At 68.9% G+C, this 15,416-nt stretch carries 11 protein-coding genes; 5 read left to right on the top strand and 6 right to left on the bottom strand.

Annotated elements, in window-relative coordinates; translation table 11 throughout:
• The first annotated feature begins 88 nt into the window (after window positions 1-88).
• Window positions 89-2,917, top strand: coding sequence for a protein kinase domain-containing protein (locus tag ACTJIL_RS14225; RefSeq protein WP_440756267.1), 2,829 nt, complete (start codon window positions 89-91; stop codon window positions 2,915-2,917).
• A gap of 139 nt (window positions 2,918-3,056) precedes the next feature.
• Here ACTJIL_RS14225 and ACTJIL_RS14230 read toward each other — a convergent pair whose 3' ends face one another.
• Entirely contained in the window at window positions 3,057-3,692 is a 636-nt protein-coding gene (locus tag ACTJIL_RS14230) for a thymidine kinase (RefSeq protein WP_440756268.1), read from the bottom strand.
• A gap of 433 nt (window positions 3,693-4,125) precedes the next feature.
• On the opposite strand from ACTJIL_RS14230, the gene ACTJIL_RS14235 reads away from it, so the two are divergent.
• On the top strand, window positions 4,126-5,856 hold the full coding sequence (locus tag ACTJIL_RS14235; RefSeq protein ID WP_440756269.1) for a YadA-like family protein: 1,731 nt from the start codon (window positions 4,126-4,128) through the stop codon (window positions 5,854-5,856).
• Between the two features lie 139 nt (window positions 5,857-5,995).
• Here the strand turns inward: ACTJIL_RS14235 and ACTJIL_RS14240 are convergent, their stop codons facing one another.
• Both ACTJIL_RS14240 and ACTJIL_RS14245 read right to left on the bottom strand, forming a co-directional pair.
• Window positions 5,996-6,832 carry a sel1 repeat family protein gene (locus tag ACTJIL_RS14240; protein ID WP_440756270.1) on the bottom strand — a complete coding sequence of 279 codons (837 nt, stop codon included), beginning with the start codon at window positions 6,830-6,832 and terminating at the stop codon, window positions 5,996-5,998.
• Window positions 6,833-7,115: 283 nt separating this feature from the next.
• Window positions 7,116-7,865 (bottom strand): sel1 repeat family protein, encoded by a 750-nt coding sequence (locus ACTJIL_RS14245; protein WP_440756271.1) that lies wholly within the window; start codon window positions 7,863-7,865, stop codon window positions 7,116-7,118.
• Window positions 7,866-8,066: 201 nt separating this feature from the next.
• Between ACTJIL_RS14245 and ACTJIL_RS14250 the strand changes: the two genes are divergently transcribed.
• The 3 genes from ACTJIL_RS14250 to ACTJIL_RS14260 all read left to right on the top strand — a co-directional run bounded on the left by ACTJIL_RS14250 (window position 8,067) and on the right by ACTJIL_RS14260 (window position 12,799).
• Window positions 8,067-10,043 carry a UvrD-helicase domain-containing protein gene (locus ACTJIL_RS14250; RefSeq protein WP_440756272.1) on the top strand — a complete coding sequence of 659 codons (1,977 nt, stop codon included), beginning with the start codon at window positions 8,067-8,069 and terminating at the stop codon, window positions 10,041-10,043.
• Window positions 10,044-10,149: 106 nt separating this feature from the next.
• A complete protein-coding gene (locus ACTJIL_RS14255) occupies window positions 10,150-11,094 on the top strand; it encodes a 5'-nucleotidase, lipoprotein e(P4) family (RefSeq protein WP_440756273.1) in 945 nt (314 codons plus the stop codon).
• A 298-nt stretch (window positions 11,095-11,392) separates the two neighbouring features.
• Window positions 11,393-12,799: a hypothetical protein gene (locus ACTJIL_RS14260; RefSeq protein ID WP_440756274.1), complete on the top strand. Its 1,407-nt coding sequence runs from the start codon at window positions 11,393-11,395 to the stop codon at window positions 12,797-12,799.
• Window positions 12,800-13,445: 646 nt separating this feature from the next.
• Here the strand turns inward: ACTJIL_RS14260 and ACTJIL_RS14265 are convergent.
• From ACTJIL_RS14265 to ACTJIL_RS14275, 3 genes are all read right to left on the bottom strand, one after another.
• Window positions 13,446-13,799 carry a hypothetical protein gene (locus ACTJIL_RS14265; RefSeq protein ID WP_440756275.1) on the bottom strand — a complete coding sequence of 118 codons (354 nt, stop codon included), beginning with the start codon at window positions 13,797-13,799 and terminating at the stop codon, window positions 13,446-13,448.
• Between the two features lie 53 nt (window positions 13,800-13,852).
• Window positions 13,853-14,452: a hypothetical protein gene (locus tag ACTJIL_RS14270; protein WP_440756276.1), complete on the bottom strand. Its 600-nt coding sequence runs from the start codon at window positions 14,450-14,452 to the stop codon at window positions 13,853-13,855.
• A 132-nt stretch (window positions 14,453-14,584) separates the two neighbouring features.
• Window positions 14,585-15,409 carry a hypothetical protein gene (locus ACTJIL_RS14275; protein WP_440756277.1) on the bottom strand — a complete coding sequence of 275 codons (825 nt, stop codon included), beginning with the start codon at window positions 15,407-15,409 and terminating at the stop codon, window positions 14,585-14,587.
• Between the last annotated feature and the right edge of the window lie 7 nt (window positions 15,410-15,416).

Consider the following 15,416-nt stretch of genomic DNA (forward strand, 5'->3'; position numbering starts at 1 on the left):
AGGCCCCACGCCGCGGCCGCAATGAACGGCGGGCGGCGCGACGGTTCGTCCCGCGACACGCCTGCCGCCGATCGCCCGGCTGAGCACCATGGACGCCGAACGCTGGCAGCGGCTGTCCCCGCTCCTCGACGCACTGCTCGAGCTCGACCCCGAGACCCGCGAACGCAGCCTGGCCTCGCTGCGCGCCGAGGACCCGCAGCTGGCCGACGACCTCGCCGGGCTGCTGGCGCTGGAGGCCGAAGGCGACGACTTCCTGTCCGAACCCCTGATCGCCCCGCTGCCCGGCGCCCGGCCCGATGCGCTGATCGGCCCGTACAAGCTCGAACGCCTGCTGGGCGAAGGCGGCATGGGCCAGGTCTGGCTGGCCAGCCGCGCCGACGGCCTGTACCAGCGCCGGGTGGCACTGAAGCTGCTGCGCCCCGGGCTGGCCGACCCCAACCTGCGCCTGCGCTTCACCCGCGAGCGCCAGATCCTCGCCCGCCTCGGCCATCCGCACATCGCGCGCCTGCTCGACGCCGGCATCAGCGCCGACAACCAGCCGTACCTCGCGCTGGACTACGTCGAGGGCGAACCGATCACCGACTGGTGCAAGGCCCGCGCGCTGGACGTGCCGGCCTGCGTGCGCCTGTTCCTGCAGGTCTGCGAGGCGGTCAGCCACGCGCATGCGAACCTGATCGTGCATCGCGACCTGAAGCCGTCCAACATCCTGGTCACCGCGCTCGACGAAGTGCGGCTGCTCGACTTCGGCATCGCCAAGCTGCTCGACACCGCCGAGCAGGCGCCGGACAACACCCGCACCGGGCTGCGCGCCTTCACCCTGCACTACGCCGCGCCCGAACAGATCCGCGGCGAACCGGTCACCACGATGACCGACGTGTATTCGCTGGGCGTGGTGCTGTACGAATTGCTCAGCGGCGCCAAGCCCTATCGGCTCAAACGCCAGACCGACGCGGAATGGGAGGAGGCGATCCTCGGCGTGGATCCGCTCAAGCCGTCGTCGACGCTGCTGCGCGGCCCCGACGGCGACCGGACCGGCAAGCCGGGCGCCCTGCGCCGACGCGCGCGCGAGCTGGCCGGCGACCTTGACAACATCGTGCTCAAGGCGCTGGCCAAGCGCGCCGAGCAGCGTTATCCCTCGGTCGAGGCGCTGGCACTGGACCTGCGGCGCTACCTCGACGGCAAGCCGGTGCACGCGCGGCCACAGAGCCTGGCCTACCGGCTGCGCAAGTACGCCGGCCGCCACCGCTGGGCGCTGGGCAGCGCGTCGCTGGTCGCGATCACGCTCGCCGCGGCGCTGGGCATCGTGGTCTGGCAGTCGCGGCAGTTCGTCGAGGAAGGCGCGCGCGCGCAGGCGCTGAAGGACTTCGTCGTCGGCCTGTTCGAAAATGCCGGCAGCACGCCCGAGGGCGTGCCGCTGGACGTGCGCCAGCTGCTCGACGCCGGGGTCGAACGCGGCGACCGCGAACTGGCGCGGCAGCCCGAAGCGCGTGCGGAGCTGTTCGGCGTGATCGCCCGGCTGCGCGTGGGCCTGGGCGATTACGAAGACGCGCTCAAGCTGCTCGATCGCCAGGCAGCGATCCTCGACTCGCTCGACACCGTGCCGCCGAGCCTGCGCCTGGAGTCGGCGACCGACTTGGGCCACACCCGGCGCATGCTCGGCCGGTACGCCGACTGCATGTCCGGCATGCGCCCATGGCAGGCCCTGGCGCGGCGCGAGGAGCACCAGCTGCCGGCGCAGGCGTCGGAGTTCTATTCGCAACTGGGTCGCTGCCAGCGCCACGCCGGCAATTACGACGCCGCGCGGCTGATGTTCGAACGCTCGCTGGCGCTGCGCCGCGATCCGCTGCGCAACGAGGCCGGCGTGGTCGAGAACCTGGCCGACCTGGCGCGGCTGCGCGCGGCCACCGGCGACAGCGCGCGGGCCCAGGCCGAACTACGCAACGCCCTGGCGCAGCTGCGCACGAGGGTTGGCGACCGCCATCCGCTTGCGATCGAGATCCTGGGCAGCCTGTGCTCGCTGCGACGCGCGCAAGGCGACATCCGTGGCGCCGAGACCGAATGCCGCAAGGCGCTCGCCCTCTCGCTCGACCTGCAGGGGCCGCAGCATCGCGCCACCATCGATGCCCGCCGCCAGCTTGCCGCGCTTCACGTCGACGCGGGCCGCTACGACGAGGCGGCCACCGAGTTCGCCAGCAGCCAGGCCTGGCTGCTGGCACGGCTGGGGATGGAGCACGAGGAGGTTTCGCGCAACTACAACAGCCTGGCCATCGTCGACTGGGAGCGCGGCGACATCGACACCGCATTGCGCAACCTAGACCGCGCCATCGCGATCAGCCGCAAGCCCGGCCACGCGCAACTGCTCGCCGGCCAGCTGTTCAATCGCGCGATGATCCTGCACGGCGTCGGCCGCGATACCGAAGCCCGGCTGCAGCTGCGCGAATCGCTGCGCCTGCGCGAGGCGCTGCCCGGCCGCCACGCCGGACTCGTCGGCGACACCCTGCGCCTGCTCGGCGAGGCCAATGCCGGGCTCGGCGAACGCACGACCGCCGAACGGCAACTGCGGCAGGCCGTGTCGCTGACCCGCCAGGGCTACGGCCCCTCGCACCCGCACACGCTGCGCAGCGAACTGTCGCTGGCGCGCCTGCAGGCGCGCGACGGCAGCGCGGCGGCGATGCGCGAGCTCAAGCGCCTGGCCAGCCTGTCGGCGAAGGACATCGAGCGACGACGGGTCGCCTGGCTCGCGAGCGCCTACCTGGCCGAACGCAACTGCCATGGCCCGCAGCGCAGCGAAGTGCTGCAGGATCTCGCCGCGCTCGACCTGACGCTGCAGCAGGCCCAACCCGAAGGCGGCGCCGTGGTGCGCGAGATCGATGCGATCCGCGCCGGCTGCCAGTCGACTGTCGAGAATCCTGGCTAGGTTCCACGCGCGTTTTGCGAAGCGCCCCAATACCCAGTAGAGCGGCTTCAGCCGCGAGCTTTTGCTCGTCCGAACGATGTTGGAAGGAGCTCGCGGCTGAAGCCGCTCCTACAAGGGCAGCAAGGGCAGCGAAGGGCGGCTAGTCGCTCGGCTGCACCAGCGGCAACCGCTCCTGCAGCGGCTCGATCCGCCCCTCGCCGCGCACGATTTTCTTGAACTCGGCGCGGCTGACGGAGATGTAGCGCTCGTTGCCGCCGATCTCCACCTGCGGCCCGTCCTGCGCCGCGTAACCGTCGGCGTCCACGCGCACGGTCATCGTCGCCTTCTTGCCGCTGTGGCAGATGGTCTTGATCTCGCTGATCTCGTCGGCCCAGGCCAGCAGGTACTGGCTGCCTTCGAACAACTCGCCGCGAAAATCCGTGCGCAGCCCGTAGCACAGCACCGGGATCCGCAGCTGGTCGACCACTTCGCTCAACTGCCACACCTGCGGCTTGCGCAGGAACTGCGCTTCGTCGACCAGCAGGCAGTCCAGCCGGCCGTGTGCGGCGATATCGGCGTTCGCCCAGGCCAGCAGGTCGTCGCCCTGCTCGAAGCCGACCGCATCTGCGCTCAGCCCGATCCTTGAGGCCACCTTGCCGCTGCCGGCGCGGTCGTCGAGCCGCGGAGTCAGGATCGCCACCCGCATCCCGCGTTCGCGGTAGTTGTGCGCGCTCTGCAGCAGCGTGGTGGTCTTCCCGGCGTTCATCGCCGAGTAGTAGAAGTAGAGCTTGGCCATGCGCACATTTTATGCGCAGCCCGCCATCGCCGGACATGACCCGCACGCCATCCGCGGGCGCGCTTGCCAGGAGTCCACCGACCTTTGCGCGCGCCGCGAAAAGCTCGCGGCTGAAGCCGCTCCCGCGGGAAATGCGTTGTGGGCCCGTCTCCGCGCCGCGAGCGGCGCACAGCGAAGGGTATAGTGCGCGGGCGACGACGAAATCGGCAGGCTCGGGGAGGAGTTGCAGCCCGGTTCGACACGCACGTTTCCACCCGATGGCTGACCAACGGACACGCCGGATCGTGTCGACCGCCGGCCGGAGACGCAATCGGGAGATCCTCCCGGGCCCTCGAGAACGCCATTCCCCGCTGCCTGCCCGCTCGTCGCGCATCACGCGCAAGGAGGGCCCGTGTCGTGCTCCTTGCCCATACCAGGACCAAGGAGCATGGCCATGCAGAACCCGCGTTTCCCCCGAATTCGCCCCCTCGCCCTGTCGCTGCTGCTCGCCTGCGGCGCCGGCGCCAGCCTGCCGGCGATGGCCGGCATCACCTGCATCGTGGCCGACAGCGACGCCGGCACGCAGGACAACGGCGGCGCCAACACCGGCACCGAAGACGACAGGACCACCGCCTGCGGAAAGGGCGCGACCGCAACCGGGGTGGTCAGCACCGCCTTCGGCACGAACGCGGAGGCCACGGGCGGGCGAGCCGTGGCATTGGGCTACAACTCCCATGCCACGGGCAGCAGCACGGTTGCGATCGGGGTCGACTCGAACGCCAGCGGTAACTGGTCGCTCGCCATGGGCAGCTATTCGCAGGCCAGCACCTGGGGCACGATCGCGCTGGGCGTCTACAGCAACGCCACGGGCCAGTTCAGCACCGCCACCGGCGTGTTAAGCCAGGCCGCCGGCGAGAACAGCCTGGCGCTGGGCGGTTTCCTCGGCGATTCGCAGACCAACATCGATCCCTTCCGCTTCACGCAGGCCACCGCGGCCCGTGCGATCGCCGTCGGCAGCGCGGCGCAGGTCCACGCCGAGGAAGGCATGGCGCTGGGCGTCAAGACCCGGGTGATGGCCGGCGCCGACCGGGCCGTGGCGATCGGCAGCGACTCGATCGCCTCGGAAGCCGACACCGTCTCGTTCGGCCACCTGGCTTCGGACGAGGATGAGTTCAACGGCGGCACCTACGGCAGCGACCTGCAGCGGCGGCTGGTCAACGTCGCCGACGGCATCGGCGACCACGACGCGGCCACGGTGGGCCAGCTCGGCAGCGTCGTCGCCGCGCTGGGCGGCGGCGCCAGCTTCAGCGGCGGTGTGTTCGGCGCGCCCAGCTATGTCATCCAGGGCAGCACCTACAACAACGTCGGCGCCGCCTTCGCCGCGGTCGACGGCCGGCTGGATTCGCTCCAGGCCAGCATCGACGCGATCCCGGCCGGGCCGCAAGGGCCCGAAGGTCCAACCGGTCCACAAGGCCCGGAAGGACCGACTGGCCCGACCGGACCACAAGGGCCCGAAGGACCGGATGGTCCGACTGGTCCGCAGGGACCCGATGGTCCGACTGGTCCACAGGGACCAGACGGCCCGCAAGGCCCCGAGGGTCCCTCAGGCCCCGGCACCGGCAGCGAGCTGGCGGTTGAATACGACGACGCCGGCAACGCCGCCATCACCCTGGGCGGCGCCGACGGCACCGTGGTCTCGAACGTGGCCGACGGCGTGGCGGCAGGCGACGCGGTCAACAAGGGCCAGCTCGACGCCAGCGCGGCCTCGGCCAACGCCCACGCCGACGCCGGCGACGCGGCCACCCTCGCTTCGGCCAACACCTATACCGACACCGTCGCGGTGCAGACGCTCGATGCCGCCAACACCTACACCGACGCTGTGTTCGCACAGTTCAACAGCGAACTCGACACCTTCCGCGAAGACGTCGACCAGCGCTTCCGCGAACAGGACCGCCGGATCGACAAGCTGGCGGCTATGAGCGGTGCTTACGCCGGCATGGCGATGAACACCGCGGGCCTGGCCGGGGCCAACCGTGTCGGCGTGGGCGTCGGCGGCCAGAACGGCGAGTCGGCGCTCGCCGTCGGCTACCAGCGCGCGATCGGCAACCGCGCCAGCATCTCGATCGGCGCGGCCTTCGGCGGCGGCGAATCGAGCGTGATGGGCGGCGCCGGCTTCAGCTGGTAAGGCCCGCGTACGCGTCGGGGCGACGTCCGGGAAACGGTTGGCGTCGCCCCGGCGACAAGCGTTGCGCTGCACGCACCTCTTCGTGCAGCGCAATCCGGTCCCCGAAACCGCGCGCAACACGCGGCGCCCTGCCGCCCGATCAAGGATCTCGATCTGTGGGTGGCCCTTCGGGCTTTTTCGCGGCTGTGCCGACCGGTACCACGTCGCCCACATGGACCGTCGCGCGCGACGGTGCGCCCCAGGCGGCCGCTTGCCGCTGCCAGTACTGGTCCACCTCCCAGTTTTCCGACGCGTAGTAGTCGTCCGCAGGCAGGTAGATGCCCGAGCCCGCCAGTGGCCCGGTGCTGGGCGCGATGCCCTGTCCGCGCGCGAACAGGCCGGGCCTGCTGCCTTCGATGTGGCCGACGAACCCCAACCGGCTACCGGTACTCTCGTGCTGGTTGCGCCGCAGCACCTTGGCCAGGCGCAAGCGCGCGCTGTCGTCGCCGTACTCGTCCATCAGCGGACGGCCGACGCGGATTGCCTGCTTGCGCTCGCGCTCGTGGAGTTCGCTCCAGTAACGCTCGCGCAGGATCACGAAGTTCGGGAACCTGCGTTCGGCCGCCAGGTCCATCCATGCGTAGCCGCGCGGCCTGTCCTGCGCGACGCCGACACCCTTCCAGTACATCTCCGCCAGCATCGCCTGCGCCGGCTTGTCGCCATAGCGCGCGGCGCGCAGGAACTGGTCGAGGGCGATGTCGTATTCCTTGCGGCTGTACGAATGCAGCGCCTCGCGCCGCCAGCGCACGTCCGGGTGCCCGCTGAGGAAGCCCGCGGTCATCATCTGCGGCGGAATCCCCGGCTCGCCGACGTAGTTGCCCGTGACCGGGCGCTCGAGCGGTGGTTGCAGTTCCAGCGCGACCGGAGCCTGCTGCGCGAACACCGGGCAGGCGCTCGCGGCGGCGACCAGCAACAGCATGCGCATGTCCGTCTTCACCGCGCTTCCTCCCGACTCGCATCCTGCCAATCCACGGCACGACCTGCGCCGCTTGCTGGAACACTACGTCGCCGAAGGGCAAACCGTTGCATTGCCCGGCAGGTGCATGACTTTGATCCCGCAGCCCATCGCGACCGCGCATAGCGAGGAGCACTGCCGGTGCGAGCCCGATCGCCGCGCAAGGAGTACAGCCGCACGGCAGCCATCCGCTGCCACCATGGATCCGCGCGGGCCGCGCGACTGCACGGCACTCACCATTGCAGCAGCCTCGCCCGGCGGGGGTTCATCGTTCGGGAGGCGTACCGCGCACAGGCGCGCTGACATCCTCCAACGGGCCGACGTCGACCCGCTTCTGCAGCGGCGCCTTCCAGAGTCGGTCCTGGAGCTGGCGATACTCCGCCGGGCGCCAGTACTGCGCTGCGTAAAAGCGCTGCGGATCGACTCCCTTGGGCGACCCGCCTTCGTAACTCAGGATCATCAGCGACTGGCCGGAAGAATCGAGCATGCTGCCGGTTCCCCGCTGCAACTCACGCCGCATGGCCTGCTCCAGGCGTGGCACGGCCACGGCATCGCCAAAGGCCGCGACGATCGCTGGGCCACGCTCCTGCACCTGCTGCCGTTGTTCGATGGACATCTCATGCCAGTACGCCTCGCTCCAGGCGCGGAAGTCGTAATAGCCACGCTCAGCGGCAAGGAACATCCACACGTAGCCAAGCACCGGGTCGCGCTGGATGCCCAACCCCTTCCAGTGGATTTCGCCCAGCATCGCCTGCGACGGCTTGTCGCCGTAGCGCGCAGCGCGCAGGAACGCGGTCCGGGCAGCGACGTAATGGCGCTTGTTGAAGGCATCCATCCCGCGCTTGCGGAAGTCCAGGTCGGGATGTCCGGCACGGAATCCGCTGATCATCAGCGAACTGTCGACTTCGGGCGGGAAATACTCCTCGTTGCCGCCCTGCGCGTGAAGCGGCAACGAGACAACGAACGCGAGCACGATCGATGTCAACGACCAGCAACCGCTCCATGTTTTCAGCACCTTGCTTCCTCCCTCCCGTCCAGTGTCGACTGCGGGCACAACGATCCATTTCGCAAATGGTATCCGCCGCGGCGCGCGGGAGCAGCCCAGCTGTCAAGGAACTGGCCTGTCATGGCGCGGGCATTCACATCGTCCTGCATGCCGCGCCGGGCATGGCCCGCGGGGGGAGCCTGTAGACTGGCGCCCCCCACGGAACGCGCCATGCACGGCCTCAATCCCCAACAATCCGCCGCGGTCGCGCACTGCGAGGGCCCGCTGCTGGTGCTCGCCGGGGCGGGCAGCGGCAAGACCCGCGTGATCGTCGAGAAGATCGCGCACCTGATCGCCACGCAGCGTTATCCGGCCAGGCGCATCGCCGCGATCACGTTCACCAACAAGTCGGCGAAGGAAATGCGCGAGCGCGTCGCCAAGCGCATTCGCGGCGACGGTGCGGACGGCCTGACGATCTGCACCTTCCACGCGCTGGGGCTGAAGCTGCTGCAGATCGAACACGCCAAGGCCGGATTGCGGCGCGGCTTCTCGATCTTCGACGCGGACGACACCGCGTCGCAACTCAAGGACCTGCTGCCCGGCGCCAAGCCCGATGCGGTGCAGGCTGCGCACGGACTGATCTCGCGGGCGAAGAACGCCGGGCTGTCGCCGCAGCAGGCGCTGGACGCCGCACAGTCGACGCGCGAACGCGAGGCCGCGGCGCTGTACGCGAAATACCAGGCGCGGCTGTCGGCATTCAACGCGGTCGACTTCGACGACCTGATTCGGCTGCCGGTGGAGTTGCTCGAGAACGACAGCGACGTCGCACTGGGCTGGCGCGAGCGCATCGGCTACCTGCTGGTCGACGAGTGCCAGGACACCAACGACGCCCAGTACCGGATGCTCAAGGCGCTGGCCGGCGACAAGGGCCATTTCACCTGCGTCGGTGACGACGACCAGAGCATCTACGCCTGGCGCGGCGCCAACCCGGAAAACCTGTCGCAGCTGGCGCAGGACTACCCGGCGCTGAAGGTCGTCAAGCTCGAACAGAACTACCGCTGCAGCAACCGCGTGCTGCGCGCGGCCAACGCGCTGATCGCCAACAATCCGCACGAGCATCCCAAGACCCTGTGGAGCGCGCAGTCCGACGGCGAGCGCATCCGGGTGTGGGAGTGCCGCGACAGCGCGCACGAGGCCGAGCGCGTGGCCGGCGAGATCCACTTCATCAACCAGGCCCGCGGCGCGCCGTGGAGCGACTTCTGCATCCTGTTCCGCGGCAACCACCAGTCGCGCGCGCTGGAAAAGGCGCTGCAGCTACTGCGGGTGCCTTACCACCTCAGCGGCGGCACGGCGTTCCTCGAACGCGCCGAGGTCAAGGACGCGCTGTCGTGGCTGCGGCTGGTGGCCAACCCCGAGGACGATGCCGCGTTCCTGCGCGCGGTGCAGTCGCCGTCGCGCGGCGTCGGCGCGACTTCGCTGGCGAAGCTGGCCGAGCTCGCGCAGCACGCCCACCTGCCGCTGTCGCGCGCGGCCGAATCGATCAGCCTGCTCAAGCAGCTGCAGCCGCGCGCGGCGAACGCGCTGTCGGAATTCGCCGACATCGTCCGTGGCCTGCGCGGCGATGCTTCGCACCTGCCGCCGGCCGAACTGGTGCGCAAGCTCAACGACCGCTCCGGCCTGCTCGCCGCGCTGCGCGCGCAGTGCAAGACCGAACAGCTGTTCGCGATCCGCCGCGGCAACCTCGACGAACTGGCCGACTGGTTCGAAGGCGCCAAGGGAACGAGTGCGGGCGAGCTCGCCGCGTCGCTCGCCCTGCTCACCCGCGCTGACAAGGACGACGCCGGCAACCAGGTCCGGCTGATGAGCCTGCACGCCGCCAAGGGGCTCGAGTTCCGCTACGTGTTCATCGTCGGCGTCGAGGACGGCACCCTGCCGCACGAGGCCAGCCTCGACGAAGGCCGACTGGACGAGGAGCGCCGCCTGCTCTACGTGGGCATCACCCGCGCCAAGGAGCAGCTGTGGCTGTCGCATTCGCGCGAGGCGCAGCGCTGGGGTTCGAAGCTGCGATTGCAGCCCAGCCGCTTCCTCGACGAACTCCCGGCCGCCGAACTCCAGCGTGATGGCGCCGACCCGGTCGCCGACGCCGCGCGCAAGGCCGAACGCGCCAGCGTCGGCTTCGCGGCGATCAAGGCAATGCTGGAAGGCTGAGCGCGCGTCCGTCGCAATGCCCTGCGCACCTCTGCGATCCAGCCCTCGATCGCCTGTTGCCGGACTTCGCTAGACTCGGCGGCCTCCCCGCTCCCGCAGGACCGCCATGCGCCACTCGATGTTCGTCGTTTCGCTGCTTGCCGCCGCGCTGTCGCTGGCGGCCTGCAAGCCCGCCTCGTTCACCGCGCCGCAGGGCGACGCATCGAACCCGGAGGCCACGGCCGCGGCGCAGTCGAAACCGGCCGCGGAATCCGCGGCCCCCGCAACCACCGCCGACGACAACCTCAACGCCGTGCTGTGGATCCAGACCTCGGCCGAGTACCGGGCCGCGGCCGAGACCGTCTATCGCGCCGCCGCCGACAAGCTCGACCTGGCGCTGAAGGAGCAGCACTGGGATGCGCTGGTGCCGACCGAACGCGACAACGCCGGCAACACCGCGCACCTGAAACCGGCAGTGATCATGGACGTCGACGAAACCGTGCTCGACAACTCGCCCTACCAAGCGCGACTGATCCGCGACCAGGCCGAGTACAGCGACCCCGGCTGGGATTTGTGGGTGGCCGAGAAGAAGGCGAAGGCCGTGCCGGGCGTGGTCGAGTTCGCCAAGGCCGCGGCGGCCAAGGGCGTCACCATCCTCTACCTGTCCAACCGTGCCGTGCATCTGAAGGACGCGACCATCGCCAACCTCAAGGCGGTGGGGATGCCGGTGGCCAGCGACGACGTCTTCCTCGGCCTGGGCACGGTCGTGCCCGGCTGCGACCAGAACGGCAGCGAGAAGAACTGCCGCCGCCGCCTGGCGGGGCGCGAATACCGGGTGCTGATGCAGTTCGGGGACCAGCTCGGCGACTTCGTCGAAGTCGTCGCCAACACCCCGCAGGACCGGGCCGGACTACTCGACGAATACGGCGACTGGTTCGGCGAGCGCTGGTGGATGCTGCCCAACCCGACCTACGGCGGCTGGGAGCCGGCCCTGTTCAACAACGACTGGGCCCTGCCCAGACCCGAACGTCGCCAGATCAAACGCGCCACGCTGGATTTTGCAGGCCAGTAATATCAACGGCTTAAGTAATTTTTTTTCAAGTGTTGCATTAAGTTAATGGCGGCGTTAGCCTGTCCGTATCCGGCCTTCGTGCCGGAGCCATGCGACAACCGAAAGTCCTCCGGCCCAGCCGGACATTTCCAGGGGAAGGCCCAGTGCCTTCCCCTTTTTTATGCGCGTTCTGTGCCGGGCGGCACGTGCCACGCAGGAAGTCGGTCGGCAACCTAGGGTTTGCCACAGGTGATTGACGCCCAAGCATTGCCATACGCTGCAATCGGGTGCCTGCGCCCGACCTCCGGAGGGCCTTGCGATGACAGTCGGACCAGTGAGCGGCAACAGCGGGTTCGTGCACGCAAACCTGCCCAGCCACGCGGGCAAGGGGGAGCCGGCAGAACCGGGCGGGCCACGCAACGAACGCGGTGAGAACGGCAACAACGGCAAGGTGCCGGGCACCGGAAACGGCAACGGCAATGGCAACGACGGCGTGCCGCAGGGCAATGGTCCGCGCACCGGCGGCAACAATCCTGCGTCGCCGGAAGGCAACCGCGGCCCCAACGGCAACCAGGGCAACCAGGGCAACCAGGGCAGCCACAACCACGGCGGTCCCCGCGACCCGGGCTCGGTAAACACCGGCGGCCCCGGCTTGCCCGGCCTGCTGGACATCGCCCCAGGCATTGCCCGGCAACTGGGCAACAACCTGTACTCGATGGCGAACGGCGCCCCGAGCGTGATGCGTGATGTGGATGGACGCCCCGAGCATCGCCATGTCCCCGGCCCGCCCTCCCACGCCAACGCGAATGCGAATGCCGCCGCCGCTGGCAACCAGGCCCCCTCCGCCAACGCGCAGGCCCACGCAAATGGCGGACCTTCGGCATCCGCCCGGGCCGACGGAGTCCCCATGCCATCCGGCATGAACGCGCCCAATGCCGCCGGCCGGGCGCAGGGCGCCTTCGCCGTCCAAGGCAATCCCGCCACCGGCGCCGCCGCAAACGCTGCGGCCAACACCGGCGCGGCCAACACGACGGCTGCCACGACGCCCCAGGCAGCCACCCTGGCAGCGCAGCAGCGCGCTGCCACGGATGCGACACAACTGGCGCCGAACCGGCCAGCCGACGCCGCCCTGGCCGCCGGACGCACCGCAAACACCGCGCCGGCGACGGCGCCGCCACCCGCAACCGCGGTTCCCCCGAGCCTGCCCAGCGCGCCTGCGCTGCCTTCAGGGAGCACGGCAGCGCTGGCTGCCGCCGGGCTGACCATGGCCACGACCCCGGTCAACCAGCCTGCGGATGCACGTGGCGTCATCCTTCCCGCCAACGACGCGGTCGCCGCGATGCGCGGCGAGAACCTGCTCAATCCCGCCGGACACACGCTCGATGGCGCGCAGCGGCGGAGCCTGCGCAACAGGTTGCAGTCGATGCCCAAGGGCGGCATGGCCCGCCTGCTCTGGGCCATGGGTGCAATGGGACACACGAGCGTCGGCGAAGCGGGAGCCGAGCGCGAGATCGCACGCGCCATGCAGTGGCTGTTCTGGATGCTGGCGATCATCGCCTACGGTTGCCTGGCCGCCGCCATCGTCATCTTCGTGGGCAACCCCGGCCACATGGCCGACGACCTCGTCGGCCAAAGCCATATCCGCTGGCTCGCTGCCTTTGGACTGGGAGTCGGCGCCATCGCCTGGTGGCTGGCACGCCGCTTGTCGCGGCAGCGCCGCTACTGAGGGCGATCGGCACGACGCATTGATCGCTGCGCCGCATCTGCGGTTTCAGGCCCATCTCCATGCACCGGCGCGCCTGATGGCCGGTGCGATGGCCCAGTCCGTGCGCGCATGGCCCTTGAGCACGATGCATCGATGTCTGCTTCGGATAACACCCTGAATTCGCGCCGGAATCGATAGCGATAGCAGCATCTGCCCGGCGCCGCGTACGGGGGCCCGCAACCACGGCGCAGTGTCCCGCACTGTCAGCCCTGGCCCTGCCGACGTAATGGCCCGCGCTTCCGCCAAGTCATGCCCGCATCCGTGCAGGTCCATGAGCCGCCCCCCCGACATCAAGCAACCCGCAGCAAGCGCCGCGCCGGTCACACAGGCTTTGGCCAGGAATCGAGACGTCATCCTCGCCGCGTCTGCACTTCTTATGCGGATGGGGCAAACGTCTTTGCGGCACGAACGCTCTGGTCTTCCTGCCGCCGTGTCGTGCAAGCCAATCGACCGCGAATCCACGCATCGGTGAAGTGCGCGTGCCGGTCGAACCCATGGTGTTGCCGGGATGAGAGCCGCCTCAAGCGCACGGATCGCGCGCCACAGAAAGCCGAAGGCCAGGCGCTTGCGCGCCTGGCCTCCGGGAAACGTCCTTGTTGCAAGCGCTTTACTGCTTGCGGGCGATGCTCTGGTTGCCTTCGCCGATGGTCTTGATGATCGTGCTGATGGCGTCCATCAACATCTTCATCTGCTGCGCCATGGCCTGCATCTCGGCGTTCAGCTGGGTCAGGTTGCTGTTCTCGACCGACTTGCCGTCGTTCCGGGCCTTGGCTTCCTTGTTCATCTGCTGGTCGATCTTCTCGGCCTGCTTGACGATCGAGTCGCCGAGCCTGTCAGCCATCTTGCCCAGCATCGTGGCGAGCGCCACCAGCCAGCTGCCCTTTGCCGCGGCGGTCGACTTGCTCGCCTGTTCGTTCTTGACTTCGCCCACGTACGAGAAATGGAAACCTTCGATAGCCATTTTGATATCTCCGAATAAGAATGATGATGATTTCTTGTGCAGCAATTACGGAGCTATCGGACCGGCGGGCCACGCAAGCGGCGTGAACGGGATTGGGTCACCGTGTCGCCCGAAGCGGTGTGCTTCAACTGCGGCGACGGAGGAGAGGAGGGCTGCTGCGCCTTCGGCGCCTCGGCGGTCTGGGCCCGCAGCCATTCCAATGCGCTTTGTTCGTCCTGCTCGTTGCAGCGGCGGCTGAATTCAAGCGCCACCTGCACGTTGCGGCGCTGCAGCGGCTGCAGGGCCTGGTCGAGCTGGCGTACCAGGGTGTTGCTCTCGTCCTCGTCGACGACGCCCATGTCGCGCAGGACTTCGAGCGTCTCCAGCCAATCCGAGCGCTCCAGGGGCCGGCTGGTTCCACCATTGGAGGCCGCATCCTGGATCGCCGCCTTGAACTGCTGGCTCAGGAACTGGCGCCCTTCCTGGTCGAGGTCGGCATCGTCTTGCAAGGAGGCATCGAAGTCATCGATCAACGCCTGCGTGTCGTTTGCAGCAACGGGAGCTTCCTGACCCACTTCCTCGCCGGCGGCATCCAGCACGCTGCGATCCCGCAACGCCCAGTTCGAGGCGGCGGTGTTGGCAGCGGTGGAAGTGCGGCGCGGCGGCTTCTGCATGGTCAATCTCTGGGGATGCCTTTGAGGTTTCCGGGTCCAGCCCTTGCTGATGACTGCAACATAGGAGCTTCCGGGCCCCCAGTCATCTAGGAACGACCCTAGGTCACCAGGTGACCGCCAATCCTGCCTCGATCATCGCCCGACAAAGCCGCGCTCGGTCAGCGCGACCTGCCGCAGTTCGATCCCCATGCGCCTGCCGATGTCGTCCACCCCGACGCGCAGGCTGGCCTGGTCTTCCGGGGTGCGCGCGTTGTGCCTGGCGGCGCCTACCAGCATCGCCAGCAGGGCGAGCGCCTCGGTGTTCTCCTGCCGGGTTTCAGCGCTCAGCGGCGGCGGCGTCTGCCCGTCCGAGAGCATGCGGCGCAGTTCTGCCTGCAGGCCCCTGAATGCCATTGCCTGATCCACGTTTTCACCGTTCACCACGGCCCAGGCATCGATCAGGAAGGCATTGCTGACATCGGCGATGTTGTCGGCCGAGTATCCGTAGTTCTCGAGCCTGTGCCGGAAGCGTCGTTGCAACACGCCCGCATTCAGCGCCCCGAGCATGACGTCCGGAGTGCCGCCAACCTGTGCGGCCAGCAGGCGCCGGAATTCCGGATGCTGCGAGAAGCAGGCTTCCAGCAGCTGGATCGTGCTGGAGGATCGCTGAACCCGCTGCCCGGCCAGTACGTCCGCCATGCTTGCATTGACGCGCCTGGTCACCGTCATGGAGGGCTCATGGCGCAACGTACGCATGGCGTCGAGATACGCTGCGTCCGCGTTGGCGATCACCGGTGCGGAAGTCGCATCCGCTTCCTCCCGCTTCGGGTGCTTGCCGACATCCCGATTGTCCTGCGATCGCTCGATCTGTCTTCGGAAGTCGTTTGCCCCGATCCAGGAGCCGACGTAATCGACCTGGGCGTGGGCAGCTCCAGCGACGGAAAAGAACAGGACAATGGCGGAAACCGCCTTTTTCATGCTGATG

The organism is Luteimonas sp. 22616 (assembly GCF_052044325.1).
GTDB lineage: Bacteria > Pseudomonadota > Gammaproteobacteria > Xanthomonadales > Xanthomonadaceae > Luteimonas.

Coding starts and splice junctions, on each gene's coding strand:
- ACTJIL_RS14225 (WP_440756267.1), top strand. CDS start 89: ATGGACGCCGAACGCTGGCAGCGGCTGTCCCCGCTCCTCGACGCACTG.
- ACTJIL_RS14230 (WP_440756268.1), bottom strand. CDS start 3,692: ATGGCCAAGCTCTACTTCTACTACTCGGCGATGAACGCCGGGAAGACC.
- ACTJIL_RS14235 (WP_440756269.1), top strand. CDS start 4,126: ATGCAGAACCCGCGTTTCCCCCGAATTCGCCCCCTCGCCCTGTCGCTG.
- ACTJIL_RS14250 (WP_440756272.1), top strand. CDS start 8,067: ATGCACGGCCTCAATCCCCAACAATCCGCCGCGGTCGCGCACTGCGAG.
- ACTJIL_RS14255 (WP_440756273.1), top strand. CDS start 10,150: ATGCGCCACTCGATGTTCGTCGTTTCGCTGCTTGCCGCCGCGCTGTCG.
- ACTJIL_RS14260 (WP_440756274.1), top strand. CDS start 11,393: ATGACAGTCGGACCAGTGAGCGGCAACAGCGGGTTCGTGCACGCAAAC.
- ACTJIL_RS14265 (WP_440756275.1), bottom strand. CDS start 13,799: ATGGCTATCGAAGGTTTCCATTTCTCGTACGTGGGCGAAGTCAAGAAC.
- ACTJIL_RS14270 (WP_440756276.1), bottom strand. CDS start 14,452: ATGCAGAAGCCGCCGCGCCGCACTTCCACCGCTGCCAACACCGCCGCC.
- ACTJIL_RS14275 (WP_440756277.1), bottom strand. CDS start 15,409: ATGAAAAAGGCGGTTTCCGCCATTGTCCTGTTCTTTTCCGTCGCTGGA.